This is a genomic window from Hydrogenophaga sp. L99, from assembly GCF_058731905.1.
The window spans coordinates 2,416,584-2,440,247 of record NZ_CM178972.1 but is presented as its reverse complement, the minus strand read 5'-3'; the positions used below and the strand labels follow the sequence as shown (position 1 = coordinate 2,440,247).

Here is a 23,664-nt window from a genome sequence, read left to right as displayed (position 1 = left end):
CCGGGGGCCCTGCTGGCCCGGGGCTTGGCCCCCGGGCGCGCGGCGCCGGTTTTCCTGGGTGGCTGCTGCCGCGCCTCGCCCGGCTAAAATCTTCGATCGACGGTCTGGCTGGCCGGGTGCTGGCTGTGGCCCGCCCCGACGGCAAGCCGGTCTGTTCTGTTGCTGCCCATGACATCACCCACCCCATCCAAACCGACCAAATCCCCGGCCCGCGCGGGCGCTGCCAGCGCGGTCGCCACCAGCTACGAAGCTGCACTTGAGGAGCTGGAGCAACTGGTGTCCCAGCTCGATGCCGGGCAGTTGCCGCTGGACCAGCTGCTCACCCGCTACCAGCGCGGCGCCGAGCTGCTGGCGTATTGCCGTGCGCGGCTCGAAGCGGTGGAAAACCAGATCAAGGTGCTCGAAGGCGGTGAGCTCAAGCCGTGGGACGCTGCATGAGCGCCGTGCCCACAGAAAACGCAGCATTTGTGGCCTGGCGCGCGTCGCAGCAGGCGGCGGTCGAGCAGGCGCTGTCCGGGTGGGTGTCGCCCGACGCGCCCGCGGGCCTGGGCGTGGCCATGCGCTACGCGGTGCTGGACGGCGGCAAGCGCCTGCGCCCGCTGCTGGTGCTGGCCACCAGCGCCGCCGTGGGGGGCTCAGCTGCTGCGGCCATGCGGGCTGCGTGCGCGGTGGAACTGATCCACGCCTATTCGCTGGTGCACGACGACATGCCCTGCATGGACAACGATGTGTTGCGCCGAGGCAAGCCCACGGTGCATGTGCAATTTGGCGAAGCCCAGGCCCTGCTGGCTGGTGACGCGCTGCAGGCGCTGGCCTTCGAATTGCTGGTACCTGACGATGGCTGCATGGCACCCGACATGTCGGCCAGTTTGTGCCGCTTGCTCGCACGCTCGGCCGGTGCCGTTGGCATGGCGGGCGGTCAGGCGGTGGACTTGGCCAGTGTGGGTACGGCGCTGGATCAGGCCGCCCTGGAAGGCATGCACCGCCTGAAAACCGGCGCCTTGCTCCAGGCCAGCGTGGTGATGGGTGCTGCCACCGGCCACGTCAGCCCGGCGGCGCAGGCGCATCTGGCGCAGTACGGTGCCAGTCTGGGCCTGGCGTTCCAGGTGGTTGACGATATTCTGGATGTGACCGCCGACTCCGCGACCTTGGGGAAGACTGCAGGCAAAGATGCCGCCTGCGACAAACCCACCTTTGTTTCCCTGCTGGGCCTTGAACAGGCCCAGGCCTATGCGGACCGGGTGCTGGACCAGGCGCACGACGCGCTGCGCCAGACCGGACTGACCCAGCTGGACAACCTGCACGCTTTGGCCGACTGGGTGGGGCGACGCGCCCACTGAGCCCATCCCTCGCCCTTTGAGTTCTTTTACAGCGCACGACGCGACCCACCCATGAGTTCCTTGCTGTCCCACATCCAGTCGCCTGCCGACCTGCGGCGTCTGTCGCGCACCCAGTTGCACCCCCTGGCCGATGAGCTGCGGGCCTTTTTGCTGGACAGCGTGGCCCGCACCGGGGGGCACCTGAGCTCCAACCTCGGCACCGTTGAGCTCACCGTGGCGCTGCACTATGTGTTCAACACGCCCGAAGACCGGCTGGTCTGGGACGTGGGCCACCAGACCTACCCGCACAAAATCCTGACCGGTCGCCGCGACCGCATGCACAGCCTGCGCCAGCAGGGCGGCATCAGCGGCTTTCCGCGCCGCGAAGAAAGCGAATACGACACCTTCGGCACGGCGCACTCGTCCACCAGCATTTCGGCCGCTTTGGGCATGGCGCTGGCGGCCAAGATCAAGGGCGAAAACCGCAACGCCGTGGCCATCATCGGCGACGGCGCCATGACCGCCGGCATGGCCTTTGAAGCCCTGAACAACGCCGGCGTGGCCGAAGGCCGACTGCTGGTGGTGCTCAACGACAACGACATGTCGATCTCGCCACCCGTGGGCGCGCTCAACCGCTACCTGGCCCAGCTCATGAGCGGCCAGTTTTACGCCGCCGCCAAAAACGTGGGCAAGCAGGTGCTGAAAAACGCGCCGCCCCTGTTTGAACTGGCCAAGCGCCTTGAAGAGCACGCCAAGGGCATGGTGGTGCCGGCCACGCTGTTTGAAAAGTTTGGCTTCAACTACATCGGCCCCATCGACGGCCACGACCTCGACTCGCTTATTCCCACGCTGGAAAACATCCGCCATTTGCTCGACACCGACAGCGGCCCGCAGTTTTTGCACGTGGTCACCAAAAAAGGCCAGGGCTACAAACTGGCCGAAGCCGATCCCGTGGCCTACCACGGTCCCGGCAAGTTCGACCCGGCGGTGGGCCTCACCAAGCCCGCCACGCCGCCGAAAACCACGTTTACCCAAGTCTTTGGCCAGTGGCTGTGCGACATGGCCGCTGCCGACCCCCGCTTGGTCGGCATCACGCCAGCCATGCGCGAAGGCTCTGGCATGGTTGAGTTTGAGCGCCGCTTCCCGGCCCGCTACTTTGACGTCGGCATTGCCGAGCAGCACGCCGTCACTTTCGCCGCTGGTCTGGCCTGCGAAGGCTTGAAGCCGGTGGTGGCTATTTATTCCACCTTCTTGCAGCGCGGCTACGACCAGTTGATCCACGACGTGGCGTTGCAAAACCTGCCCGTGGTGTTTGCGCTGGACCGCGCCGGTCTGGTGGGCGCCGACGGTGCCACCCACGCCGGTGCCTACGACATCGCCTTCCTGCGCTGCATTCCCAACATGGCGGTGGCCTGCCCGGCCGACGAGGCCGAATGCCGCCAGCTGCTCAGCACCGCCTTTGAGCAAAATCACCCAGTGGCCGTGCGGTACCCGCGCGGTGCGGGCGTGGGGGCGGTGCAGCCTGCTGGCCTGGAAGGCCTGCCTTATGGCCGCGGCGAATGGACGCGCAAGGGCCAAGGCGTGGCCATTTTGGCGTTTGGTACCTTGTTGCACCCCGCGCTGGCGGCGGCCGAGAGGCTGGGCGCCAGCGTGGCCAACATGCGCTGGGCCAAGCCTGTTGATGTGGAACTGCTGCGCGAACTGGCCGCAAGCCATCAGGCCTTGGTGACCCTGGAAGAGGGCTGCTTGCAGGGCGGTGCCGGCAGCGCCGTGCTGGAAGCCCTGCAGGCCGAGGGATTGAACCTGCCGGTGCTGCAACTGGGCTTGCCCGACGAGTTCATTGAACACGGCGACCCAGTCAAGCTGCTGGCCATGGTCGGCCTTGATGCCGCCGGCATTGAGCGCTCGGTGCGTCAGCGTTTTGGTGACCTGCTGGTTGCCGATGCCGGTTTGAAAGCGGCAGCGTGATGGAGCCGCTCAACGTTGCTGCGCCGGTTCCCATGCCCGATGTGCAGAGCCGCCACGACCCACGCGCCATGCCGATTGCCCAAGTGGGCGTGAAAAACCTGCGCTACCCCATTGCGCTGAGGGTGGCTGAACGCCTGCAACACAGCGTGGGCACCTGGCATGTGCATGTCGGTTTGCGCGCCGAGCAAAAAGGCGCGCACATGTCGCGCCTGCTGGCGTGGTTGGACGGTTTCACCCAGCCAGAGGAAGGTGACGCGTTGCCCGTCACCTTCGAGCGGCTCCAAACCGCCATGCCCGAGCTGCTGGCGCTGCTGGAGACCACCACCGGGGGTTTCGAGGTGAGTTTCCCGTTTTTCATCCGCAAATCCGCGCCAGTGTCTGGCTTGCAGAGCCTGATGGAATACGACGGCGGTTGGTCGGTGGTGCACAACGTGGGCGATTCCACCGACGTGCGCATGATCGCGACTGTGCCGGTTAAGTCGCTGTGCCCTTGCTCCAAAGAGGTCAGCGACGATGGTGCCCACAACCAGCGTTCACACATTCGGCTGGAGGTGTTGCTCAACGCGCCCATGGCCTGGACCGAACTGGTGCGTTTTGCCGAAGACAACGCCTCTTGCGAGTTGTGGGGCTTGCTCAAGCGCACCGACGAAAAGTGGGTGACTGAGCGGGCTTACGCGCATCCCAAATTCGTCGAAGACCTGGTGCGCGATGTGGCGCTGGCGCTGGAACGCGACCCCCGCATTGACGCCTATGCGGTGGATGTGACCAACTTCGAGTCCATCCATGCGCATGACGTGCATGCACGCGTTTCAAGGGACAAACGCACCGCCTGAGGGGGTGTTTTTAGCCATTCTTCGGATGGTTTTTCACGTCGCTTGTGAGCGGAATTTCACGTCGCCGCGCGGTGGCTGGAAATGACCTCAAAAACATTCATTTCCAGGAAATTCTCAAGGGAAAACCCCTGACGAGTCGGTCCTCGGGCCTCTTAGAATGTGGGCGGCTTAAACGTCAATGGCTTGTGCATCCGCGCAAGCCAGTTGGATATCAACAACCACGGAGTTACCCACTATGGATCGTCGTTCCATCATTGCCGCCACCGGAATCGCTGGAGTAGCCGGCATTCTGGCTGCCTGTGGCAAAAAGGAAGAGGCTGCTGCCCCCGCCGCCACATCGCCTGCTGCGCCTGCTGTTCAAACCAGCGAGACCATTCGCTGGCGTCTGACATCGAGCTTCCCCAAGGCGCTGGATACCATCCACGGCGCGGCCGATGTGTTTGCCAAGAAGATCAACGAAATGTCGGGTGGCAAGTTCCAGGTGACGGTGCATGCGCCCGGCGAACTGGTGCCCGCTTTCGGTGTGGTGGACGCTGTTCAGGCCGGTACGGTGGAGGCCGGTCACACCGCGCCTTACTACTACTTCGGCAAGGACGACACGTTTGCCCTGGGTACGGCCATTCCGTTTGGTCTGAACAGCCGCCAGCTCACCGCCTGGTACTACGACGGCAACGGCTTGAAGCTGTTCCGCGAGTTCTACGACCAGTACAACATCGTGAACTTCCCAGGTGGCAACACGGGTGCCCAGATGGGTGGCTGGTTCCGCAAGGAAGTCAACACGCTGGCCGACATCAAGGGCCTGAAAATGCGCGTGGGCGGTTTTGCTGGCAAGGTCATGACCCGCATGGGCGCCGTGCCCCAGAACATCCCCGGTGGCGAGATCTACCAGGCGCTGGAAAAAGGCACCATCGACGCGACCGAATGGATCGGACCGTACGACGATGAAAAATTGGGCTTCCAAAAAGTCGCCAAGAACTACTACTACCCAGGCTGGTGGGAAGGCGGCGCACAGCTTGACTTCTACATCAACAAGGCTGCTTTCAACGCCTTGTCGACCGAGAACAAGGCCATTGTCGAGTGCGCTGCATCGCATGCCCACACCACGATGCAGGCCATGTACGATGCCCGCAATCCAGGCGCTTTGAAGCGGTTGGTGGCCGGTGGTGCCAAGCTGCTGCCGTTCCCCAAAGTGGTGATGGACGAGTCTTACAAGCAGTCGATGGAGCTGTATGCGGAGTTGAGTGAGACCAATCCGAACTGGAAAAAAATCTACACGGATTACTCAGATTTCCGCAAAGAGCAAAACCTCTGGTTCCGCTTCACCGAAGCCCAGTTCGACCGCTACATGCAGTCGGCCAAGCTGTAAGCGGCACACCTGTCCGGCAAAAAACCCCGCCTGTGCGGGGTTTTTTGATCCGACACCGAGCCATCCCTCCCAGGGTGGCTCGGTGTCTGATCATTTTTTGCTTCGGCCCGCCGTGATCGCCCACAGGTTTCTATAGACTTCTGCGCTGCCATTCACACCCTACCCATTTGGGGAACCGTTATGCCTCTCCTGCTCAAGCTCTCCCGTCTGGTTGACGGCCTCAGTGACCTCATTGGCAAGTCTGCCATGTGGATGATTCTGGCCGCCACCCTCATCAGCGCCGGCAATGCGGTCATTCGCAAGACCTTTGGCACCAGCTCCAACGCCTGGCTTGAAATCCAGTGGTACCTGTTTGCCGCGGTGTTCATGCTGGGCGGCGGCTACGCCTTTTTGCGCAACGCCCATGTGCGCATCGACTTCATTTCCTCCAAGTTCTCGGCCCGCACCCGCAACTGGATCGACGTGGGCGGCATCATCATTTTTCTGTTGCCCCTGTGTTATCTGATGATCCTGGAAGGTTGGCCCCTGTTCGTGAACGCGTGGACTTCGGGTGAGATGTCGTCCAACGCTGGCGGCCTGATTCGCTGGCCCGTGTACGCGATCATTCCGCTGGGCTTTGCCCTGCTGGCCCTGCAAGGTTTGAGTGAGCTGGTCAAGCGCTTCGCCTTTTTGACAGGGCATGGCCCTGACCCGCTGAGCCACTCCGGGCCCAGCGAAACCGAGTTGCTGGCGAAAGAAATTGCCGAGGCCGAAAAACTCAAGCTTGAAGCGTCACTCGCTTCGGCCAACAAGCACTGATCGGACTTCACCATGGTTGAATTTTTGTCCGCCAACTTTGTCCCGGTGATGTTCATCGGGTTGATCGCGTTTTTGGTCATCGGTTTTCCGGTCGCTTTCTCGCTGGCAGCCACCGGTTTGTTTTTTGGCCTGATCGGCATGGAGCTGGGCCTGTTCCCGTCCAACCTGTTCCAGGCGCTGCCGCTACGGGTGTTCGGCATCATGCAGAACGACACGCTGCTGGCCATTCCGTTCTTCACGCTCATGGGCATCGTGCTGGAGCGCAGCCGCATGGCTGAAGACTTGCTGGAAACCGTGGGCCAGGTGTTTGGTCCGCTGCGCGGTGGTGTCGGTATCGCGGTGGTGCTGGTTGGCGCGTTGCTTGCTGCTACCACCGGTGTGGTGGCTGCATCGGTGATCTCCATGGGCCTGATCGCCATGCCCATCATGCTGCGTTACGGTTACAACCGCACCATCGCCACCGGCACCATCACCGCATCGGGCACGCTGGCGCAGGCGCTGCCGCCGTCGCTGGTGCTGATCGTGCTGGCCGATCAGCTCGGCCGCTCGGTGGGTGACATGTACGCCGGTGCCCTGATCCCTGGCCTGTCGCTGGTGGGCTTGTACCTGCTGTTTATCGTGGTGGTGGCGCTGGTGAAACCGGGCTGGGTACCGGCACTGCCGCCTGAGGCGCGTATTTACAATGAGCCCAACGGCTCCAGCGGCCACATGTCGCTGCTGGTGCTGCTGTCGGTGTGTGCGGTCGCCAGTGTGCTGTGGTCGCAGGCGCACGAGTCCATCCTGAACCCCTTGCTGGAGCGGGAAAATGCGGCACCTGGTGACGAGGTATTTATCCTCTCCACCGCCATTGGTGCGTTCTTGGCTCTCGGTCTTGCGTTGCTGAACCGGTTGTTCAAGCTCGGCCTGTTGTCGCGCCTCACCGAGCGTGTGACGTTCGTGTTGATTCCGCCGCTGGTGCTGATTTTCCTGGTGCTGGGCACCATCTTCCTGGGTGTGGCGACCCCTACCGAAGGTGGCGCGATGGGTGCCATCGGCGCGCTCATCATGGCCGGTGCCCGGCGCACGCTGTCGTTCAACCTGCTCAAGCAGGCGCTGGAGAACAGCACCAAGCTGGCCATCTTCGTGATGTTCATCCTGATCGGCTCCACGGTCTTCGCCTTCACGTTCAACGCGGCCGACGGCCACATTTGGGTTGAGCACCTGTTTGACAAGTTGCCCGGTGGTCAGATCGGCTTCCTGGTTGTCGTGAACTTCATTGTGTTCATCCTGGGCATGTTCATCGACTTCTTCGAAATCGCGTTCATCGTGGTTCCGTTGCTGGTGCCAGTGGCCGACAAGCTGGGCATCGACCTGATCTGGTTCGGCATCATCCTGGCGATGAACCTGCAAACCTCGTTCCTCACGCCGCCGTTTGGCTTCGCGTTGTTCTACCTGCGCAGCGTGGCCGCGCGCAATGACTACGACGACGTGGTGACCGGCAAGCGCATCAAGGCCGTGACCACCGCCCAGATCTACAAAGGCTCCATCGCCTTCATCATGCTTCAGGTCATCATGGTCGCGGTCATTGTGTTGAACCCAGGCATCGTGACCGGCAACCTGGACAAGGCCACCGTGGTGGACGACGCGGCCGTGAGCGACATGTTGAACAACATGCAAGATCTACAGACGGACGATGACGACGCACCGGACATGAGCGGTGGTGGCGCAGCGGATGCTGCCGTGCCAGAGCCCACCGCCGAAGAGGAAGCGGAAGTGGATCCTGCCAAGGCGCTCGAAGATGCGATGAAAAAAGCCGAATGAGCGACGGGAGCTTTCAGATGCAGATCGACGTGAAAGTGCTGGACCCGCGCATGGCGGAACAGCTCCCGGCCTACGCCACCAGCGGCAGTGCCGGCCTGGACCTGCGGGCTTGCCTGGACGCGCCCTTGACGCTGGCGCCCAATGCCTGGCAGCTCGTGCCCACGGGGTTGGCCATTCACCTGGCCGACCCGGGCTTTGCGGCCATGATCCTGCCGCGTTCGGGCTTGGGCCACAAACACGGCATCGTGCTGGGCAACCTGGTCGGGCTGATCGACAGCGACTACCAGGGGCAGCTCATGGTCAGCGCCTGGAACCGCAGCGACGTGGCCTTCACCATTGAGCCCATGGAGCGCATTGCGCAAATGGTGATCGTGCCGGTGGTGCAGGCGCGGTTCAATGTGGTGGCGGAATTTGGTGCCGCCAGCGAACGCGGTGCAGGGGGCTACGGCTCCACCGGTCGCGCCTGAGTGCCGATCACGACGAAAAAAAGGCTCCGTCAGGAGCCTTTTTTTTTGCGTGTAACCCGTCGGGGGTCAGTGCAGCGTGGGCGTGTGGTCGTCGGGTGTGTCGTCCGCCGGTATCGGGTTCACCTGCATGCTGAAAAACCCGGTACCCAGCGAGCCAGCACCGACTTCGTTTTCCTCGGCTTCGCGCACCGCATGCACCTTGAGCGAGATGCGCAGCGCAATGCCCGCCAGCGGGTGGTTGGCGTCCAGCACCACATGTTCGGGGTAGATGTCGCTGACAAAGTACAGGCGGTCTTTGGGCGCGTTGGGGTTGCAGCCGGCGGGCAGGCCTTCAAAACCCATGCCTTCTTCCAGCTCAGCGGGAAACAGGTGGCGAGGCTCCAGAAACAGCAGGGTGTCGTCGTAGTCGCCAAAGGCGTCTTGCGGCTCCAGGTGCAGGTCCACGGTGGCGCCGGCTTCGTGGCCTTGCAGGGCTTCCTCGATCTTGGCCAGCAGGTCGTTGCCGCCGACAAAGAACTCCATCGGCTCGTCGAGCACATCGAGTTCTTCGCCCAGCGTGTCTTTCAGCGTCCAGGTCAGGGCCACAACGCATTGTTCGGTGATGGTCATAGGGCTTTTCATTGGACAATTGTCCCATGTTCAAAGCCAACCCTTCCAGCCTGGCCAGCGCCCCCGTGGCGGCCGCTCATCCCCAACCCGATGCACCTACCGCGATGCTGGGTGGTCTCTCTCCCGCGCAGTTCATGCGCCGCCATTGGCAGAAAAAGCCGCTGCTGATCCGCAATGCGTTGCCGGGCTTCAAGCCCTTTCTCACGCGCCAGCAACTGTTTGCCATGGCTGCAGACGAAGCGGTCGAGTCGCGCCTGATCGTGCACCAGGCCAAAGGCTGGACGCTCAAGCACGGCCCCCTGGCACGGACCGCCTTGCCGCCCATCAAGCAACCTCGCTGGACGCTGCTGGTGCAAGGCGTGGACCTGCATGTGAACGCTGCACACGAGTTGCTGCAGCGCTTTCGGTTTGTGCCCGACGCCCGGCTGGACGACCTCATGATCTCGTGGGCCAGTGATGGCGGCGGGGTGGGCCCGCATTTCGACAGCTACGACGTATTTTTGCTGCAGGCCAGTGGGCAGCGCCACTGGCGCATCGGCCGCCAGAAAGACTTGACGCTGGAGGAGGGCGTTCCCCTGAAAATTTTGAGCAACTTTGAGCCCGAGGAAGAGCACCTGCTCAACCCCGGTGACATGCTGTACCTGCCGCCGCGTTGGGCGCACGACGGCGTGGCCGTGGGCGACGACTGCATGACCTATTCCGTGGGCTTTCGCGTGCCGCAGCGCGGCGGGCTGGCCGGTGAACTGTTGCAGCGCATGGCCGACGACTTTGAAGATGCCACGCTCTACCGCGACCCGGCTCAGCCTGCCACCGCGACACCCGCCGCCATGCCGCCCGCCCTCGAAGCGTTTGCGGTCGACGCGCTGCAGCGCCTGCTGGCCGAGCGCCAGTCGCTCGCCTGTGCTTTGGGCGAGGTCATGACCGAGCCCAAGCCGCGGGTGTGGTTTGAAGAGCCCGAGGCCGACTGGGCGCCCGGCGCGGTGCAGCTGGACCGGCGCACCCGCATGATGTACGACAAGCGCCATGTGTTCATCAACGGGGAGAGCCTGCATGCGGGTGGTGCCGATGCCCGGCTGATGCGTGCGCTGGCAGACGAGCGGCGCCTCACGGCTGCGCAGGTGCAGCGCGCCAGCGCAGACGCGCGCGCACTGCTGCAAGACTGGTTTGAAGCCGGATGGCTACACGCTGCCTGACCTTCTGAAAGGCCTGCGATCAAGCGCGCCAGGAGACCACCATGACCGACGCTTCCCACACACCTGATGCGCCCGGCGCATGGCAGCCGTTGCCCGAGGGTCGTCTGCAGGGGCGGCTGCTGTTTGCTGACCTGGTGCGCCAAGCACTGGCCACAGCCGCTGTTGAGGGGTGGCCGCGCCTGGTGCTTTGTGATCCGAATTTTTTGGACTGGCCCTTGGGCGAACGGGCGGTGGTCGCTTCGCTACAAGCCTGGGCCCGGCGGGGTCGGGTGCTGCAGGTGCTGGGCCAAGACCTCGGGTCGCTGCGCTTGCAACACCCGCGCTTTGTGCAGTGGCGCGTGACGTGGGCCCATCTGATCGAGGTGCGTGCCTGCAGCAGCGCTTTGGCCGGCGATTTGCCCAGCGCCATCTGGTCGCCCGGCTGGACGCTGGAACGCATCGATGCCAGCCATGGCGTGATGGTGGCGAGCCGCGACGCGCGGCGCCATGTGGCGCTGGCTGAGCGGCTGGATCACTGGTGGCAAAAGGGCAGTCCGTCACTGCCGCCGACCACCTTGGGTTTGTAGGAAGATAGCTGAAAGTTGTATTTTTGCAACGCTAATCTGTGAGTAAAAGAAATACTTGATCAGGGTAAACACGGTTGTTTTTTCGGGCGTATCATTCCCTTCCAGCCGGGACACACATTCACAAATGGGCGTCAGGCTGAATCGATTTAACTCGAATAAAGGTTCGGGTTTTTTTTTGGTCGATTCAAGCGTTTTGCTTCGTTTAGTACACATCCATTGGAATTTCTCATGAATAAGACCCTCCTGATCGCCACCCTGTTGGCTGCTGTTGCCCTGACCGCTTGCGGTAAAAAAGAAGAAGCACCTGTTGAGGCACCAGCACCTGCTGCTGCTCCAGCACCTGTGGAAGCCGCTCCTGCCGCCGCTCCTGCCGATGCCGCTCCTGCTGCAACCGACGCTGCTGCCACCCCCACCGTCGCTGGTGCTATCGAAGCTGCTGCTGGTGCCGCTGCTGACGCTGCTGCCGCTGGCGCTGCCGATGCTGCCAAAGCCGCTGCTGACGCTGCTGCCGAAGCCGCCAAAGCTGCTGTGAAGCCTGCGCAGTAATGCGTGCATCCGGGCCTTGAGCCCGGTCGCAAAAAAGCCGCCCTTAGGCGGCTTTTTTTCGTTTGGAGCGCTGTCCACCCATGGACTTCACGCGCAGGCGCTGCCATCAGCAGCGCTGCCTGTCACTTCAAGTCGTTGGCGAGCAATTGCAAAATGTTTTGCGCATTGGCCGAGCTGTCGGGTTGGCCTTGTGCGTCCAACACCGACACCGTGGTGCTTTCGCCGCTGCTTCGCACCACGACACGGTATTTGGCTGGCGTAGCCTCTGGTGCCGAGCTGCCAAACAGCCGGCCAAAGAAGCCGGGCTTGGCCGCGTCGGTTGCTTGAGCGGGCACGTAGCGCACAAAGTAAACACCTTGGGTGCGGTCGCGGTCTTCGACCGTGAAGCCGGTGCGGTCCAGCGACAGGCCCACCCGGCGCCAGGCGCGGTCAAAACCATCGGCTATTTGCACCAGGGGCACGTTGTTGACCGTGGTCACGCGCGCCACAGCCTGGACCGGCGCCGTCTCTGCAGCCGCTTTGGCCTGGGCTTCGCTCACCCCCAGCTTCACCATCAGGCGGCGCAAAAACTCGGTTTCGAGTTCGCTGTCGGCTGGACGGGGCTGCCACACGGTCTGGTCTTTTTGGGTGCTGGAATACACCTCGATCATGCCGCGGTGGCTGATGTAGATTTCGGTGCCACCGGCGGCATTGCGTTCCAGACGGGTACGGAATTTGTCGCGTTCGCCGGTGGAATACAGGTTTTCAAACACCTTGCCGATCGTGCGGCGAATGATGTCTTGTGGCAACTTGGCGCGGTTTTCGGCCCAGTCGGTTTCCATGATGCCCAGGTTTTCCTGGTCAAGTTCGAGCAGGAAACCGTTTTCTTGCCAGAAGTCTTTCACCGGGCTCCAGAGCTTGTCGGCAGGGCGGTCAATCACCAGCCAGCGCTGGTTGCCGGCGCGTTCAATGCGCACGTCACCCACGGTGTTGACCGCGGTGGTGCCGCTGGATGCCTGGGCTGGCTGCGCGGTCTGGTAGCCGCTGGCGGTGACCACCGAACCCGGCACGTTGTAGCGCGAGTCGCGGCTGAGCTGGGTCAAGTCGGGAGGCACATCCAGCGTGACACCACGCTCGGCGCTTTTGTAATCGATCTTGTCTTCTTGCAAGATCGAGCAGCCCGTGGCCAGCACCGCCGCAGCGGCCAGCAGGCTCAGGCGTGCCAGACCGAAGCCGGCGTGTGCCGCGGCAGTCGGGCGGGATGCTGTTTCAAACGGTGCGGAAGTGGGCATGTTGGAGCGCTCGGTGAGAGAAAGGTGTGTGAGGGACGGGGCAGGCGGCGGCGAGCCGTTGCGTCAGGCGATCAGCCCACTGTCCTGCAAGGCGTTTTCGACCGTGGGCACCAGCGCGCGCGACATGGGCGTGAGCGGCAGGCGCATGGTCTCGTTGCAAAGGCCCATGCGGGCCATGGCCCACTTGAGCGGGATCGGGTTGGCTTCGACGAACAGGTTTTTGTGCACCGGCATCAGGCGGAACTGGATGTCCATGGCGCGCTTCACGTCGCCCGCGATGGCGGCCACACACAGCTCGTGCATCAGGCGCGGTGCAATGTTGGCGGTCACACTCACATTGCCCTGGCCGCCGCACAGCATGAGCGCCACAGCGGTGGGGTCGTCACCCGAGTAAATGGCAAAGCCCTCGGGCGCTTCCCGAATGAGCCATTGCGCCCGCTCAATGTTGCCGGTGGCTTCCTTGATGCCCACCACGCCCGGCACCTGCGCCAGGCGCAGGGCGGTTTCAACCGACATGTCGGCCACGCTGCGGCCGGGCACGTTGTACAGCACGATGGGCAGGTCGCCGGTGGCTTCGGCAATGGCTTTGAAGTGCTGGTACTGGCCCTCTTGCGTGGGCTTGTTGTAGTAGGGCACGACCTGCAGTTGGCAGTCGGCGCCCACTTTTTGGGCAAATTTGGCCAGTTCAATGGCTTCGGCGGTGGAATTGGCACCGCAGCCGGCCATGATGGGCACGCGTTTGGCGGCCTGTTCCACAGACACGCGGATGATCTCGCAGTGTTCTTCCACCGTCACGGTGGGCGACTCGCCGGTGGTGCCGACCACGCCAATGCAGTCGGTGCCCTCGGCAATGTGCCAGTCAATCAGTTTGCGCAGGGTGGGGTAGTCCACGCTGCCGTCTTCTAACAGGGGCGTGACCAGGGCCACGATGCTGCCGGTGATGGTTTTCATAAGCTTCAGGCTCGAAAGGATGCACCCTGACCCAGCGTCAGGACGGGCCGGCCCGCGGTGGGCAGGTAATCTTGCATTCTACCCAGTGACGTCGAGCAGACGACGCACTGGCGTGGCTCCGGAATGCCCGGTTTCTCGCACGGCTGCGATGCGCTGCACGAAGCGCTCGGGCGCGCTGCAAAAACCGTCTTCAAAGGCCACCACCCTCAGCCCACCGCAGGCCTGCAGCAGCTCGCCGGGTTGTAGTAAAAAGTCGGGCCGAGCCGGTCGACCCACGGTCTCATGGCCGCTGGCAAAGGTCTCGTACAGCAGCACGCCACCCGGTGCCACGCTGGCCACGATCAGCGGCAACAGCGGGCGCCACAGGTAGTTGGTCACCACCACGGCATCAAAGGTCTCACCCTCCAACGGCCAGGGACCGTTTTCAATGTCCGCCAGCACGGCTCGGCCCAGCGGCGCCACGGCGGCAATGGCTTCGGGCGAGCGGTCCACGCCCGTCACGCGGTGGCCCCGCTCGGCGAGCCATCGCAGGTGGCGGCCGTGGCCGCAGGCCACGTCCAGCACAGTGCCCCCGGCGGGGATCAGGTGCGTCCAGCGGCGCACCCAGCTTGAGGGGGCTTCGTTGCCGTGTAGCACGGGGCTACCCGTCGAGGGGAGGGCGGTGTTGGGCATCAGAAGCAACTCCAGAGCTGGTCGGCCAGGTTCAACAAAAAGTCGGGCTGGTTGTAGAGCTTGAGGGTGCCCAGCAGCGCTGCACCGATGCCCGCCCAGAGGGTGACCTTGGCCCAGAGACCGTTCCAGCCGGTGGTTTTCACGCCGCCGCTCCCACGCGCTGGGGCCCGCGCACGATGGGAGACTCCCGCACCGGCAGGTTGATCAGGGCGGCAAACACGCCCAGCGCAATCGAGATGTACCAGACGATGTCGTAGCTGCCGGTGCGGTCGTACAACACGCCGCCCAGCCACACACCCATGAAGCTGCCAATCTGGTGGCTGAAAAACACAAAGCCGCCCAGCATGGACAGGTGGGCCACACCAAAAATTTGCGCCACCACCGCATTGGTGGGCGGCACGGTGGACAGCCACAGCACGCCCATGACGGCTGAAAACACATACACGCTGGCGGGCGACAGCGGCACGATCAGGAAGACGCTGATGGCCACCGCCCGCGCCAGGTAAATGAACGCCAGGATGTAGCGCTTGGGCATGCGCTGGCCCAGCGCGCCAGCGGCGTACGTGCCGATCACGTTGAACAGCCCAATGAGCGCCAGCGCGTAGCTCGCCACCTGGGGCGACAGCCCGTTGTCCTTCAGGTAGCTCGGCATGTGCACGCCAATGAACACCACCTGGAAACCGCACACGAAATAGCCCGCCATGAGCAGCTGGAAGCTGCGGTATTTGAACGCTTCGCGCAGCGCCTGCACAATGGATTGCTCGCGCTTGGGCATGGTGCCACCCGCAAAACCCGGTTCACGCAGGCCCCAGGCCAGCGGCATGATCAGCAGCACCGCCGCGCCCAGCACCATGAGCGCTTCTTGCCAGCCAAAGCTGCTGATGAGCCAGCCTTCTACCGGCACCATGAGGAACTGCCCGAACGAGCCTGCCGCCGCGGCCACGCCCATGGCCCATGAGCGCTTTTCGGCCGGTATTTGCCGCCCGATCACACCGTAAATCACCGCGTAGGTGGTGCCGGCCTGCGCCGCCCCAATCAAGATGCCCGCCGTGAGCGCGAACCCCAACGAGGTGGTGGACATGGCCATGCCCAGCAGGCCCAGCGCATACAGCGCGGCGCCCACCACCAGCACCTTGAAGGCGCCGAAGCGGTCGGCCGCCATGCCGGCAAAAATGCCGAACACGCCCCACGACAGGTTTTGCACCGCCAGCGCGAAGGCAAAGGTTTCACGGGTCCAGCCCTGAGACTGGGTCACGGGTTGCAGCCACAGGCCGAAACCATGGCGGATGCCCATGGACAGCGTGACGATGAAAGCACCGCAGGCGAGCACCTGCAGGGTGGATAGACCAGCGGGGCCCTGGGTTGGGGGCGCGCCGGACGGGGTGGGTGAGGCAATGGACATCCGGGGAATGTAGCGAATTTGCCCCATGCCCGCTGCCACCTGCGCGAAACCGGTCACACGCAGGCAAGCCGCCAGTCCGGCAAGCTGTTGTTGCATACAGTGAAAAGGCGGGGCGCGCACTACAATGCCGCGCATGACAGAGAAACCCGCCGCCCCCAAGTCCGTCGCCGCCAGCGACGCTTATTCCGAAGGTTCGATCCGCGTCCTCAAGGGACTGGAGCCGGTCAAACAACGGCCGGGCATGTACACCCGCACCGACAACCCGCTGCACATCATCCAGGAAGTGCTGGACAACGCGGCCGACGAGGCGCTGGCTGGCCATGGAAAAAAGATCAAGGTCACGCTGCACGCCGACCACTCGGTGAGTGTGGAAGACGACGGCCGTGGCATTCCGTTTGGCCTCCACCCGGAAGAAAAGGCCCCGGTGGTGGAACTGGTTTTCACCCGGCTGCACGCCGGGGGCAAGTTTGACAAGGGCAGCGGCGGCGCTTACAGCTTTTCGGGTGGCCTGCACGGCGTAGGCGTGAGTGTGACCAACGCGCTCTCGACCCGGCTGGAAGTGACCAGCTACCGCGAGGGCAAAGTGGCCAAGCTGGCGTTCTCGGCCGGTGACGTGATCGAACAGCTGGTGATCGCGCCCAAAGGCGAGGGCGACCGCAAGCAGGGCACCACGGTGCGCGCCTGGCCCGACGCGAAGTATTTCGAGTCGGCCGCGCTGCCCATGAACGAGCTCACCCACCTGCTGCGCAGCAAGGCGGTGCTGATGCAGGGCGTGACGGTGACGCTGGTGAACGAAAAAACCAAGGACACGCAGGTGTGGCTCTACAAGGGCGGCCTGCGCGACTATTTGCAGCAAACGCTGCACGGCGAGCCGGTGATTCCGCTGTTTGAAGGCGAGGGCTTTGCCGACAGCGCCCACGACAGCTTTGCCGAAGGCGAGGGCGCCAGCTGGTGCGTGGCCTTCACCGAAGACGGCCAGCCGGTGCGCGAGAGTTATGTGAACCTGATCCCCACCAGCGCGGGCGGCACGCACGAAAGCGGCCTGCGCGACGGCCTGTTCCAGGCCGTGAAGGGCTTCATCGAACTGCACGCGCTGCTGCCCAAGGGCGTGAAGCTGCTGCCCGAAGACGTGTTTGCCCGCGCCAGCTACGTACTCAGCGCCAAGGTGCTCGACCCGCAGTTTCAGGGCCAGATCAAGGAGCGGTTGAACTCGCGCGATGCGGTGCGCCTGGTGGGCAGCTTTGTGCGCCCCGCGCTGGAGCTTTGGTTGAACCAGCATGTGGACTACGGCAAGAAGCTGGCCGAACTCGCCATCAAGGCCGCGCAGTTTCGCCAGAAAGCCGGCCAGAAGGTGGAAAAGCGCAAGGGCTCGGGCGTGGCGGTGCTGCCGGGGAAGCTGACCGACTGCGAAAGCAAGGACCTGGCGCACAACGAGGTGTTTCTGGTCGAGGGCGACTCGGCCGGTGGCAGTGCCAAGATGGGCCGCGACAAGGAAAGCCAGGCCATTTTGCCGCTGCGCGGCAAGGTGCTGAACACCTGGGAAGTGGAGCGCGACCGCCTGTTTGCCAACAACGAGATTCACGACATTTCGGTGGCCATCGGCATTGATCCGCACGGCCCGCTGGACACGCCCGACATGAGCGGGCTGCGCTACGGCAAGGTCTGCATCTTGAGCGACGCCGACGTGGACGGCTCGCACATCCAGGTGCTGCTGCTCACGCTGTTCTTCCGCCACTTTCCCAAGCTGATTGAAAACGGCCATTTGTATGTGGCGCGCCCGCCGCTGTTCCGGGTGGACGTGCCCGCGCGCGGAAAAAAACCCGCCATCAAGCAGTACGCGCTGGACGAGGGCGAGCTCACCGCCATTCTGGACAAATGCGCCAAGGACGGCGTGCCGCGCGAAAAATGCCAGATCAGCCGCTTCAAAGGCCTGGGTGAAATGAACGCCGAGCAGCTGTGGGACACCACGCTCAACCCCGACACCCGCCGCCTGATGCAGGTGAACCTCGGGTCTATGGACTTCGCAGCCACCGAAGCGCTCATCACCAAGCTCATGGGCAAGGGCGAAGCCGCTTCGCGCCGGGAGCTGATGGAGCTGCACGGCGATTCGGTGGAAGTGGATATTTGATTTCCCCCCGCGCCGCCTTCGGCGTCACCCCCCGAGGGGGCAACACCAGCCGTCTGGCGGAGCCAGCCCGGCGGTGTTTCTGAGCCAGCCCTCTGCACGCGCCTGTTTGTACGAATGCCTGAAACCCCATGAACGATACCCCTGAACTCGATCTCGCACCGGCAGAGTTGCCCGGCGAAGACAACCTGGCCAGCTACGCCCAGCGGGCTTACCTGGAATACGCGCTGTCCGTCGTGAAGGGCCGTGCGCTGCCCGATGTGTGCGATGGCCAGAAGCCGGTGCAGCGGCGCATTCTGTTTGCCATGGACCGCATGGGACTGGGCTTTTCCGGGCCGAACAACAACACCGCAGCCAAGCCGGTCAAGAGTGCGCGCGTGGTGGGTGATGTGCTGGGTAAGTACCACCCGCACGGCGACAGCGCCGCCTACGACGCGCTGGTGCGCATGGCGCAAGACTTCAGCCAGCGTTACCCGCTGATCGACGGCCAGGGCAACTTTGGCAGCCGCGACGGCGACGGCGCTGCCGCCATGCGCTACACCGAAGCCCGGCTGGCCAGGATCACCAGCTTGTTGATCGACGAGATTGACGAAGGCACGGTGGACTTCATCCCCACCTACGACGGATCGTTCGAAGAGCCCAAGCAGTTGCCCGCTCGCTTGCCGTTCAACCTGCTCAACGGCGCCAGTGGCATCGCCGTGGGCCTGGCCACCGAAATCCCCAGCCACAACCTGCGCGAAGTGGCCGACGCCTGCGTGGCGCTGATCAAGAACCCCAAACTCAGTGAAGAAGACCTGCTGACGATCCTGCCCGGCCCGGACTACCCCGGCGGCGGCCAGATCATCAGCCCGGCCGGTGACATTGCCGACGCCTACCGCACCGGCCGCGGCAGCCTCAAAGTGCGCGCGCGCTGGAAAATTGAAGACCTGGCGCGCGGCCAGTGGCAGCTGGTGGTGAACGAGCTGCCACCCGGCGTGAGCAGCCAGCGGGTGCTGGAAGAAATTGAAGAAATCACCAACCCCAAGGTGAAAGCTGGCAAGAAGGCGCTTAGCCAGGACCAGACGCAGCTCAAAGCCAGCATGCTGATGGTGCTGGACGTGGTGCGCGACGAGTCGAGCAAGGACGCCCCGGTGCGACTGGTGTTTGAGCCCAAGAGCAGCCGCATCGAGCAGCAGGAGCTCATCACCGCGCTGCTGGCCCACACCAGCCTGGAAAGCTCGTCGCCCATCAACCTGACCATGATCGGCCTGGACGGGCGGCCCACGCAAAAGAGCCTGCGGCTCATGCTGAGCGAATGGATCGAGTTCCGCCAGACCACCATCGTGCGGCGCTCGCAGCACCGGCTGAACAAGGTGCTCGACCGCATCCATATTCTGGAAGGCCGCCAGCTGGTGTTGCTCAATATTGACGAGGTGATTGCCATCATCCGCCAGAGCGACGAGCCCAAGGCCGCGCTGATCGAGCGCTTCAAGCTCAGCGACCGCCAGGCCGAAGACATTCTGGAAATTCGCCTGCGCCAGCTTGCGCGGCTAGAAGCCATCAAGATTGAGCAAGAACTGAGCACGCTGCGCGAAGAGCAGGGCAAGCTGGAAGACATTTTGGGGAACCCCGGGAGCCTGAAGCGCCTGATGGTGAAAGAGATCGAGGCCGACGCCAAGACCTTTGCCGACGCGCGCCGCACGCTGATTCAGGCCGAGAAAAAGGCCGTGGCCGAAATCAAGGTGGTGGACGAGCCGGTCACGGTCGTCATCTCCAGCAAGGGCTGGGTGCGCGCCCGCACCGGCCACGGCCACGAGGCGGGCAGCTTTGCGTTCAAGGCCGGCGACGGCCTGTACGGCACGTTTGAATGCCGCACGGTGGACACGCTGATCGTGTTCGGCAGCAATGGCCGCGTGTACAGCGTGCCCGTGGCCAGCTTGCCCGGTGCGCGTGGCGACGGCCAGCCGATTACCACGCTCATCGAGCTGGAAAGCGGCACGCAGCCCATGCACTACTTTGCCGGCCCGGCCAACGCCACGCTGCTGCTCGCCAGCACCGGTGGCTACGGGTTTTTGGCCACGGTGGACAACCTGGTGTCGCGCCAGAAAGCCGGCAAGGCCTTCATCAGCGTGGGCGAGGGCGAAACCATTTGCGCACCGTCGCACGCAGCCAACACCTCGGGCGGCCAGCCGCTGAATGCGGCCACGCATGTGGCCTGCGCCTCCACCGGCGGGCGCATCCTGACCTTTGAAATCGCCGAACTCAAGGCCATGGAAAAAGGCGGGCGCGGTTTGATGCTGATTGACCTGGACGCCAAAGACACCCTGGCGGGTGCAGCGGCTTACACCCGCAGCGTGAAGATCGAAGGCATCGGCCGTGGTGGCAAAGAGCGCGACGAAACGCTGGAGATTCGCAGCCTCAACAACGCCCGCGCCGCCCGTGGCCGCAAAGGCAAGGCGGCCGACCTGGGCTTCAAGCCCAACCGCATCACGCGGGTGGAGTGAGCGGTATGGACACCACTGCCTTGTTCGTCATCGTGGCCAGCGCTGTGCTGGCCTTCATCGTGGCCCGCTCCCTGGGCAAGCGCGTGCGTGCCCGCCGTGCGGCACAGCAGGCGCAGCAGCAACTGGCCGGGCAAAGCCGCCAGGTGCGGCGTGCGCAGGCGCGCAAGAAGCGCAACTGAAGCGCCATGCCCGCCGCATGCACCTTTGGCCCCCATCTCAAGGGCTTCCCAGCCGGCCAGGCGCCACTGTTGCGCGAACACATTGCCGAACAAGGCTGGCAACTGCTGCGCGGCGACCTGGCCTTGCCGCTGGCCGTCATCAAACAAAGCGCCCTGCAGCACAACCTGCACTGGATGCGCGATTTTTGCGCCCAGCGTGGCCTGCATCTGGCGCCACACGGCAAAACCACCATGTCGCCCGAGCTGTGGCAGATGCAGCTGGACGCCGGCGCCTGGGGCATCAGCTTTGCCACCGTGTTCCAGGCGGCCGTGGGTGCGCGCCACGGCGTGCCGGTGCTGCTGATCGCCAACCAGGTGATGCAGCGCGCCGAGCTGGACGCGCTGGCGCTGCTGCACGCACAGCGGTCGGCGCTGCGTTCTTTGTTTCTGGTGGATTCGCTCGGGCAGGTGGACCAGATTGAAGCCTGGGCTGCGGCCCGTGGTTTCAAGGGCCAGTTTGAGGTGCTGCTGGAACTGGGCATGACCGGCCAGCGCACCGGCTGCCGCACGGCAGAGCAAGCGCGGCACCTTGCCCAGCGCATTGCGGCCAGCCCGGCGCTGCGGTTGGCGGGCATTGAGTGTTACGAAGGCACCACCGCCACCTGTGACCACGCCCAAGACCGCGCCACCGTGCAGCACCTCATGGACCGCGTGGACGCGATCGCGCGAGAAGCCATCGCGTGCGGCTGGTTCGCACAAGACGAGATCATCCTCACGGCCGGCGGCTCGGCCATTTTTGACCTGGTGGCCGAACGGCTCACACCCCCGCTGGGTCGCCCGGTGCGCGGCGTGCTGCGCTCGGGCTGTTACCTCACGCACGACCACCAGCGCTACACGCGCTACCTGTGCTGCGTGGGCGAGCGCCTGAACCTGCGCGAAACGCTCAAGCCCGCCCTGGAAGTGCTGGCCTGCGTGCAGAGCCAGCCCGAGCCGGGCCTGGCGCTGCTGGGCATGGGCAAGCGCGATGTGTCGTACGACCTGGACCTGCCGCAGCCCGTGTGGCGCTCACCCGGCAACGGTGCGGCGCCACAGCCGGTGCCGAGCCACTGGCGCATAGACGCCCTGAACGACCAGCACGCCTACCTGCGCTACGACCCGGCAGCGCCCGAGGCCGAATGGCCCGGCCTGGGCGACACCGTGGCCAGCGGCATATCGCACCCGTGCACCACGTTCGACAAATGGCGCTGGCTCCCGGTGGTGGACGACACCTACCGCGTGGTGGACGCTGTGACCACCTGGTTTTGAGCGCCACCGCCACGCCCCCGGCGCGGACTTTGTGACGTTGTTGGGGGAATGCCTCTAACTTTGTTGCAGCGCAGCAAAAACACTTGCCATCTGCGGGAATACCCGTAGAATTCAACCCATGCTGCACTGCAACATAAATCGGCGACCCGATGCATGTTCTACCGGCGGCTCCCCTGTCACCTCCACATTAAGGAAACCGAAATGAACATGAACAACCCCGCCGACCAGATCATCGCCGCCAACAAAGCCAACATGGAAGCCTTCGAAGCCGCCTTCAAAAAGGCCTTCACCGGTGCAGAAAAGCTGGTGGAACTCAACATGGCCGCTGGCAAAGCCGCCGTGAGCGAGTCCTTCAGCCACGCCAAAGCCGCCATGTCGGCCAAGACGCCCCAGGAATTCATGACACTGCAAACCGGTTTCTTCCAGCCCCTGGCTGAAAAGTCCACCGCTTACTTCCAGCACGTGCAGAGCATTGCCACCGAAGGCAGCGCCGACATCACCAAGCAGATCGAAGCCAACATGGCCGACGCACAAAAAGCCTTCGGCGCCTCGGTGGACCAGCTCGTCAAGAGCGCACCAGCCGGTTCCGAAACCGCTGTGGCCGCTTTCCAGAGCGCCCTGAGCAACAGCCAGAAAGCTGTTGAGTCGGCCCAGGCCAGCATCAAGAAAGCCACGGCAGCCGCCCAGGCCAACTTTGCCGTGGCCACCAAGCAGACCACCGACATGGTGAAAAAAGCCGCCAAGGCTGTCTGATTCCGGTCTGACGCAAACGGTCTTTGGGCCGTTGGCTCCACCAAAAAAGCTCCTTCGGGAGCCTTTTTTGCGTGGGTGCGTGGCCCGTTAGCTGCGGTTACGCGTAGTGCGACCACATGCGCAACACTTTCACCAAGCGCTCTTTTTCGAGCACCTGGTACACAAGCCGGTGCTGGATGTTGATGCGCCGTGAATACGCCCCTGCCAAATCACCCACCAGCTTCTCGTAAGGCGGCGGGTTCTGAAAAGGGTTCTCTGTCATCACAGCCAGCAGTTCCTGCGCTTTGGCTTTCAAGCCACTGGCGGCTAGCTTCTGGGCGTCCTTTTGCGCGTGTTTGGTGAAGACAAGCTCCCAGTTCACCAGTCCAGCTCCGTGGCGCAGCCGTCTAACGGCTCGGCCATGCCTTCCTTGATCGACTCACGCATGCCCGGCACAGAAAGCAAATACAACGTTTCCTGGATCGCTCGCCAGTCTTCGGCAGACACCAGCACGGCATTGTTGCGCTTGCCCACAATGGTCACCGGATGGTGCGACTCGGCTGCCTGATCCATCAGGCGGTAGAGGTTGGCGCGGGCTTCGCTGGCGGTAAGGGTGGTGGTCATGGTGAGCTCCTGATGTTGATGAGCGTACGTTTTTAGGTACGTTTGGTCAAGCTGGAAATTTTGGTGGCAAAAGGCAAGACGGTATCTGACCCTCATGCCCACGACCCTCTCATGCCCGCGCGTGGGCAAAAGGCAAGACCTGACCCTCGTGCCCGAGCCACTTTCAGGTCGTGCTTTGCGAAGACGACGGCCCAGCTCACCGTCCAGCTCCGTGGTGCAACCGTCCACCGGCTCGGCCATGCCTTCCTTGATCGACTTGCGCATTCCCGGCACTGAGAGCAGAGTCAGCGTTTCCTGGATCGCCTGCCAGTCCTCAGCCTAAACCAGCACCGCGTCGTTGCGTTTGCCAATGATGGTCACAGGCTGGTGCGACTCTGCCGCCTGGTCCATCAGGCGGTAGAGGTTGGCGCGGGCTTCGCTGGCGGTGAGGGTGGAGGGCATGGCTTTCGCCCGCGATCCTGAGGCGTACGTTTTCA

At 63.7% G+C, this 23,664-nt stretch carries 25 protein-coding genes; 16 read left to right on the top strand and 9 right to left on the bottom strand.

Annotated features, from left to right (window positions below):
• The first annotated feature begins 168 nt into the window (after window positions 1-168).
• The 8 genes from xseB (at window position 169) to dut (ending at window position 8,551) form a co-directional block, all read left to right on the top strand.
• Window positions 169-438, top strand: a complete 270-nt coding sequence (gene xseB, locus AC4QBL_RS11665) for an exodeoxyribonuclease VII small subunit (protein ID WP_472901855.1) — start codon at window positions 169-171, stop codon at window positions 436-438.
• Window positions 435-1,340: a polyprenyl synthetase family protein gene (locus AC4QBL_RS11660; RefSeq protein WP_472908231.1), complete on the top strand. Its 906-nt coding sequence runs from the start codon at window positions 435-437 to the stop codon at window positions 1,338-1,340. The genes xseB and AC4QBL_RS11660 overlap by 4 nt, the downstream gene beginning before the upstream one ends.
• 51 nt (window positions 1,341-1,391) lie before the next feature.
• On the top strand, window positions 1,392-3,287 hold the full coding sequence (gene dxs, locus AC4QBL_RS11655; RefSeq protein ID WP_472901853.1) for a 1-deoxy-D-xylulose-5-phosphate synthase: 1,896 nt from the start codon (window positions 1,392-1,394) through the stop codon (window positions 3,285-3,287).
• A gap of 32 nt (window positions 3,288-3,319) precedes the next feature.
• Window positions 3,320-4,120 carry a GTP cyclohydrolase FolE2 gene (gene folE2 / locus AC4QBL_RS11650; protein WP_492131587.1) on the top strand — a complete coding sequence of 267 codons (801 nt, stop codon included), beginning with the start codon at window positions 3,320-3,322 and terminating at the stop codon, window positions 4,118-4,120.
• A gap of 235 nt (window positions 4,121-4,355) precedes the next feature.
• Complete coding sequence (locus AC4QBL_RS11645) at window positions 4,356-5,486, top strand: TRAP transporter substrate-binding protein (protein ID WP_472908232.1); 1,131 nt, start codon at window positions 4,356-4,358, stop codon at window positions 5,484-5,486.
• Between the two features lie 180 nt (window positions 5,487-5,666).
• Entirely contained in the window at window positions 5,667-6,284 is a 618-nt protein-coding gene (locus AC4QBL_RS11640) for a TRAP transporter small permease subunit (RefSeq protein ID WP_472901850.1), read from the top strand.
• Window positions 6,285-6,296: 12 nt separating this feature from the next.
• Window positions 6,297-8,084, top strand: a complete 1,788-nt coding sequence (locus tag AC4QBL_RS11635) for a TRAP transporter large permease (RefSeq protein ID WP_472908233.1) — start codon at window positions 6,297-6,299, stop codon at window positions 8,082-8,084.
• A gap of 17 nt (window positions 8,085-8,101) precedes the next feature.
• The gene (dut, locus tag AC4QBL_RS11630; protein WP_472908245.1) at window positions 8,102-8,551 is read left to right on the top strand and encodes a dUTP diphosphatase; all 450 of its coding nucleotides are present in this window, start codon (window positions 8,102-8,104) and stop codon (window positions 8,549-8,551) included.
• A 66-nt stretch (window positions 8,552-8,617) separates the two neighbouring features.
• On the opposite strand, the gene AC4QBL_RS11625 is transcribed toward dut, so the two are convergent.
• The gene (locus AC4QBL_RS11625; RefSeq protein WP_472908234.1) at window positions 8,618-9,160 is read right to left on the bottom strand and encodes an FKBP-type peptidyl-prolyl cis-trans isomerase; all 543 of its coding nucleotides are present in this window, start codon (window positions 9,158-9,160) and stop codon (window positions 8,618-8,620) included.
• 104 nt (window positions 9,161-9,264) lie between these two features.
• Here AC4QBL_RS11625 and AC4QBL_RS11620 point away from each other — a divergent pair, with 104 nt between their 5' ends.
• From AC4QBL_RS11620 to AC4QBL_RS11610, 3 genes are all read left to right on the top strand, one after another.
• Window positions 9,265-10,353, top strand: a complete 1,089-nt coding sequence (locus AC4QBL_RS11620) for a JmjC domain-containing protein (protein WP_472908246.1) — start codon at window positions 9,265-9,267, stop codon at window positions 10,351-10,353.
• Window positions 10,354-10,394: 41 nt separating this feature from the next.
• Window positions 10,395-10,919, top strand: a complete 525-nt coding sequence (locus tag AC4QBL_RS11615) for a hypothetical protein (RefSeq protein WP_472901847.1) — start codon at window positions 10,395-10,397, stop codon at window positions 10,917-10,919.
• Window positions 10,920-11,147: 228 nt separating this feature from the next.
• Entirely contained in the window at window positions 11,148-11,465 is a 318-nt protein-coding gene (locus AC4QBL_RS11610; protein WP_472901846.1) for a hypothetical protein, read from the top strand.
• Between the two features lie 122 nt (window positions 11,466-11,587).
• On the opposite strand, the gene bamC is transcribed toward AC4QBL_RS11610, so the two are convergent.
• The 5 genes from bamC to AC4QBL_RS11585 all read right to left on the bottom strand — a co-directional run bounded on the left by bamC (window position 11,588) and on the right by AC4QBL_RS11585 (window position 15,761).
• Complete coding sequence (gene bamC, locus AC4QBL_RS11605; protein ID WP_472908235.1) at window positions 11,588-12,736, bottom strand: NlpB/DapX family lipoprotein; 1,149 nt, start codon at window positions 12,734-12,736, stop codon at window positions 11,588-11,590.
• 63 nt (window positions 12,737-12,799) lie between these two features.
• Window positions 12,800-13,687: a 4-hydroxy-tetrahydrodipicolinate synthase gene (gene dapA, locus AC4QBL_RS11600; RefSeq protein WP_472901844.1), complete on the bottom strand. Its 888-nt coding sequence runs from the start codon at window positions 13,685-13,687 to the stop codon at window positions 12,800-12,802.
• A gap of 78 nt (window positions 13,688-13,765) precedes the next feature.
• Window positions 13,766-14,359 carry a class I SAM-dependent methyltransferase gene (locus AC4QBL_RS11595; protein WP_472908236.1) on the bottom strand — a complete coding sequence of 198 codons (594 nt, stop codon included), beginning with the start codon at window positions 14,357-14,359 and terminating at the stop codon, window positions 13,766-13,768.
• Entirely contained in the window at window positions 14,359-14,502 is a 144-nt protein-coding gene (locus tag AC4QBL_RS11590) for a hypothetical protein (protein ID WP_472908237.1), read from the bottom strand. Before AC4QBL_RS11590 ends, AC4QBL_RS11595 begins: the two co-directional genes overlap by 1 nt.
• Entirely contained in the window at window positions 14,499-15,761 is a 1,263-nt protein-coding gene (locus AC4QBL_RS11585) for an MFS transporter (RefSeq protein ID WP_472908247.1), read from the bottom strand. Before AC4QBL_RS11585 ends, AC4QBL_RS11590 begins: the two co-directional genes overlap by 4 nt.
• A gap of 133 nt (window positions 15,762-15,894) precedes the next feature.
• Between AC4QBL_RS11585 and AC4QBL_RS11580 the strand changes: the two genes are divergently transcribed.
• From AC4QBL_RS11580 to AC4QBL_RS11560, 5 genes are all read left to right on the top strand, one after another.
• Window positions 15,895-17,889, top strand: coding sequence for a DNA topoisomerase IV subunit B (locus AC4QBL_RS11580; RefSeq protein ID WP_472908238.1), 1,995 nt, complete (start codon window positions 15,895-15,897; stop codon window positions 17,887-17,889).
• A 128-nt stretch (window positions 17,890-18,017) separates the two neighbouring features.
• Window positions 18,018-20,369: a DNA topoisomerase IV subunit A gene (gene parC, locus AC4QBL_RS11575; protein WP_472908239.1), complete on the top strand. Its 2,352-nt coding sequence runs from the start codon at window positions 18,018-18,020 to the stop codon at window positions 20,367-20,369.
• Between the two features lie 5 nt (window positions 20,370-20,374).
• The gene (locus AC4QBL_RS11570; RefSeq protein WP_472908240.1) at window positions 20,375-20,548 is read left to right on the top strand and encodes a hypothetical protein; all 174 of its coding nucleotides are present in this window, start codon (window positions 20,375-20,377) and stop codon (window positions 20,546-20,548) included.
• Window positions 20,549-20,554: 6 nt separating this feature from the next.
• Window positions 20,555-21,832: an amino acid deaminase gene (locus AC4QBL_RS11565; RefSeq protein ID WP_472908241.1), complete on the top strand. Its 1,278-nt coding sequence runs from the start codon at window positions 20,555-20,557 to the stop codon at window positions 21,830-21,832.
• 201 nt (window positions 21,833-22,033) lie between these two features.
• Complete coding sequence (locus AC4QBL_RS11560) at window positions 22,034-22,585, top strand: phasin family protein (RefSeq protein ID WP_472908242.1); 552 nt, start codon at window positions 22,034-22,036, stop codon at window positions 22,583-22,585.
• Between the two features lie 97 nt (window positions 22,586-22,682).
• On the opposite strand, the gene AC4QBL_RS11555 is transcribed toward AC4QBL_RS11560, so the two are convergent.
• The 3 genes from AC4QBL_RS11555 to AC4QBL_RS11545 form a co-directional block, all read right to left on the bottom strand.
• Window positions 22,683-22,946 (bottom strand): Txe/YoeB family addiction module toxin, encoded by a 264-nt coding sequence (locus tag AC4QBL_RS11555; protein ID WP_472901835.1) that lies wholly within the window; start codon window positions 22,944-22,946, stop codon window positions 22,683-22,685.
• A complete protein-coding gene (locus AC4QBL_RS11550) occupies window positions 22,943-23,188 on the bottom strand; it encodes a type II toxin-antitoxin system Phd/YefM family antitoxin (protein WP_472901834.1) in 246 nt (81 codons plus the stop codon). The genes AC4QBL_RS11555 and AC4QBL_RS11550 overlap by 4 nt, the downstream gene beginning before the upstream one ends.
• Before the next feature lie 318 nt (window positions 23,189-23,506).
• Window positions 23,507-23,629 (bottom strand): type II toxin-antitoxin system Phd/YefM family antitoxin, encoded by a 123-nt coding sequence (locus tag AC4QBL_RS11545; RefSeq protein ID WP_472901833.1) that lies wholly within the window; start codon window positions 23,627-23,629, stop codon window positions 23,507-23,509.
• Window positions 23,630-23,664: the final 35 nt, after the last annotated feature.

Excerpts from the sequence above, each read along its gene's own strand:
- xseB (WP_472901855.1), top strand. The coding sequence starts at position 169 with ATGACATCACCCACCCCATCCAAACCGACCAAATCCCCGGCCCGCGCG.
- AC4QBL_RS11660 (WP_472908231.1), top strand. The coding sequence starts at position 435 with ATGAGCGCCGTGCCCACAGAAAACGCAGCATTTGTGGCCTGGCGCGCG.
- dxs (WP_472901853.1), top strand. The coding sequence starts at position 1,392 with ATGAGTTCCTTGCTGTCCCACATCCAGTCGCCTGCCGACCTGCGGCGT.
- folE2 (WP_492131587.1), top strand. The coding sequence starts at position 3,320 with ATGCCCGATGTGCAGAGCCGCCACGACCCACGCGCCATGCCGATTGCC.
- AC4QBL_RS11645 (WP_472908232.1), top strand. The coding sequence starts at position 4,356 with ATGGATCGTCGTTCCATCATTGCCGCCACCGGAATCGCTGGAGTAGCC.
- AC4QBL_RS11640 (WP_472901850.1), top strand. The coding sequence starts at position 5,667 with ATGCCTCTCCTGCTCAAGCTCTCCCGTCTGGTTGACGGCCTCAGTGAC.
- AC4QBL_RS11635 (WP_472908233.1), top strand. The coding sequence starts at position 6,297 with ATGGTTGAATTTTTGTCCGCCAACTTTGTCCCGGTGATGTTCATCGGG.
- dut (WP_472908245.1), top strand. The coding sequence starts at position 8,102 with ATGCAGATCGACGTGAAAGTGCTGGACCCGCGCATGGCGGAACAGCTC.
- AC4QBL_RS11625 (WP_472908234.1), bottom strand. The coding sequence starts at position 9,160 with ATGACCATCACCGAACAATGCGTTGTGGCCCTGACCTGGACGCTGAAA.
- AC4QBL_RS11620 (WP_472908246.1), top strand. The coding sequence starts at position 9,265 with ATGCTGGGTGGTCTCTCTCCCGCGCAGTTCATGCGCCGCCATTGGCAG.
- AC4QBL_RS11615 (WP_472901847.1), top strand. The coding sequence starts at position 10,395 with ATGACCGACGCTTCCCACACACCTGATGCGCCCGGCGCATGGCAGCCG.
- AC4QBL_RS11610 (WP_472901846.1), top strand. The coding sequence starts at position 11,148 with ATGAATAAGACCCTCCTGATCGCCACCCTGTTGGCTGCTGTTGCCCTG.
- bamC (WP_472908235.1), bottom strand. The coding sequence starts at position 12,736 with ATGCCCACTTCCGCACCGTTTGAAACAGCATCCCGCCCGACTGCCGCG.
- dapA (WP_472901844.1), bottom strand. The coding sequence starts at position 13,687 with ATGAAAACCATCACCGGCAGCATCGTGGCCCTGGTCACGCCCCTGTTA.
- AC4QBL_RS11595 (WP_472908236.1), bottom strand. The coding sequence starts at position 14,359 with ATGCCCAACACCGCCCTCCCCTCGACGGGTAGCCCCGTGCTACACGGC.
- AC4QBL_RS11585 (WP_472908247.1), bottom strand. The coding sequence starts at position 15,761 with ATGTCCATTGCCTCACCCACCCCGTCCGGCGCGCCCCCAACCCAGGGC.
- AC4QBL_RS11580 (WP_472908238.1), top strand. The coding sequence starts at position 15,895 with ATGACAGAGAAACCCGCCGCCCCCAAGTCCGTCGCCGCCAGCGACGCT.
- parC (WP_472908239.1), top strand. The coding sequence starts at position 18,018 with ATGAACGATACCCCTGAACTCGATCTCGCACCGGCAGAGTTGCCCGGC.
- AC4QBL_RS11570 (WP_472908240.1), top strand. The coding sequence starts at position 20,375 with ATGGACACCACTGCCTTGTTCGTCATCGTGGCCAGCGCTGTGCTGGCC.
- AC4QBL_RS11565 (WP_472908241.1), top strand. The coding sequence starts at position 20,555 with ATGCCCGCCGCATGCACCTTTGGCCCCCATCTCAAGGGCTTCCCAGCC.
- AC4QBL_RS11560 (WP_472908242.1), top strand. The coding sequence starts at position 22,034 with ATGAACATGAACAACCCCGCCGACCAGATCATCGCCGCCAACAAAGCC.
- AC4QBL_RS11550 (WP_472901834.1), bottom strand. The coding sequence starts at position 23,188 with ATGACCACCACCCTTACCGCCAGCGAAGCCCGCGCCAACCTCTACCGC.
- AC4QBL_RS11545 (WP_472901833.1), bottom strand. The coding sequence starts at position 23,629 with ATGCCCTCCACCCTCACCGCCAGCGAAGCCCGCGCCAACCTCTACCGC.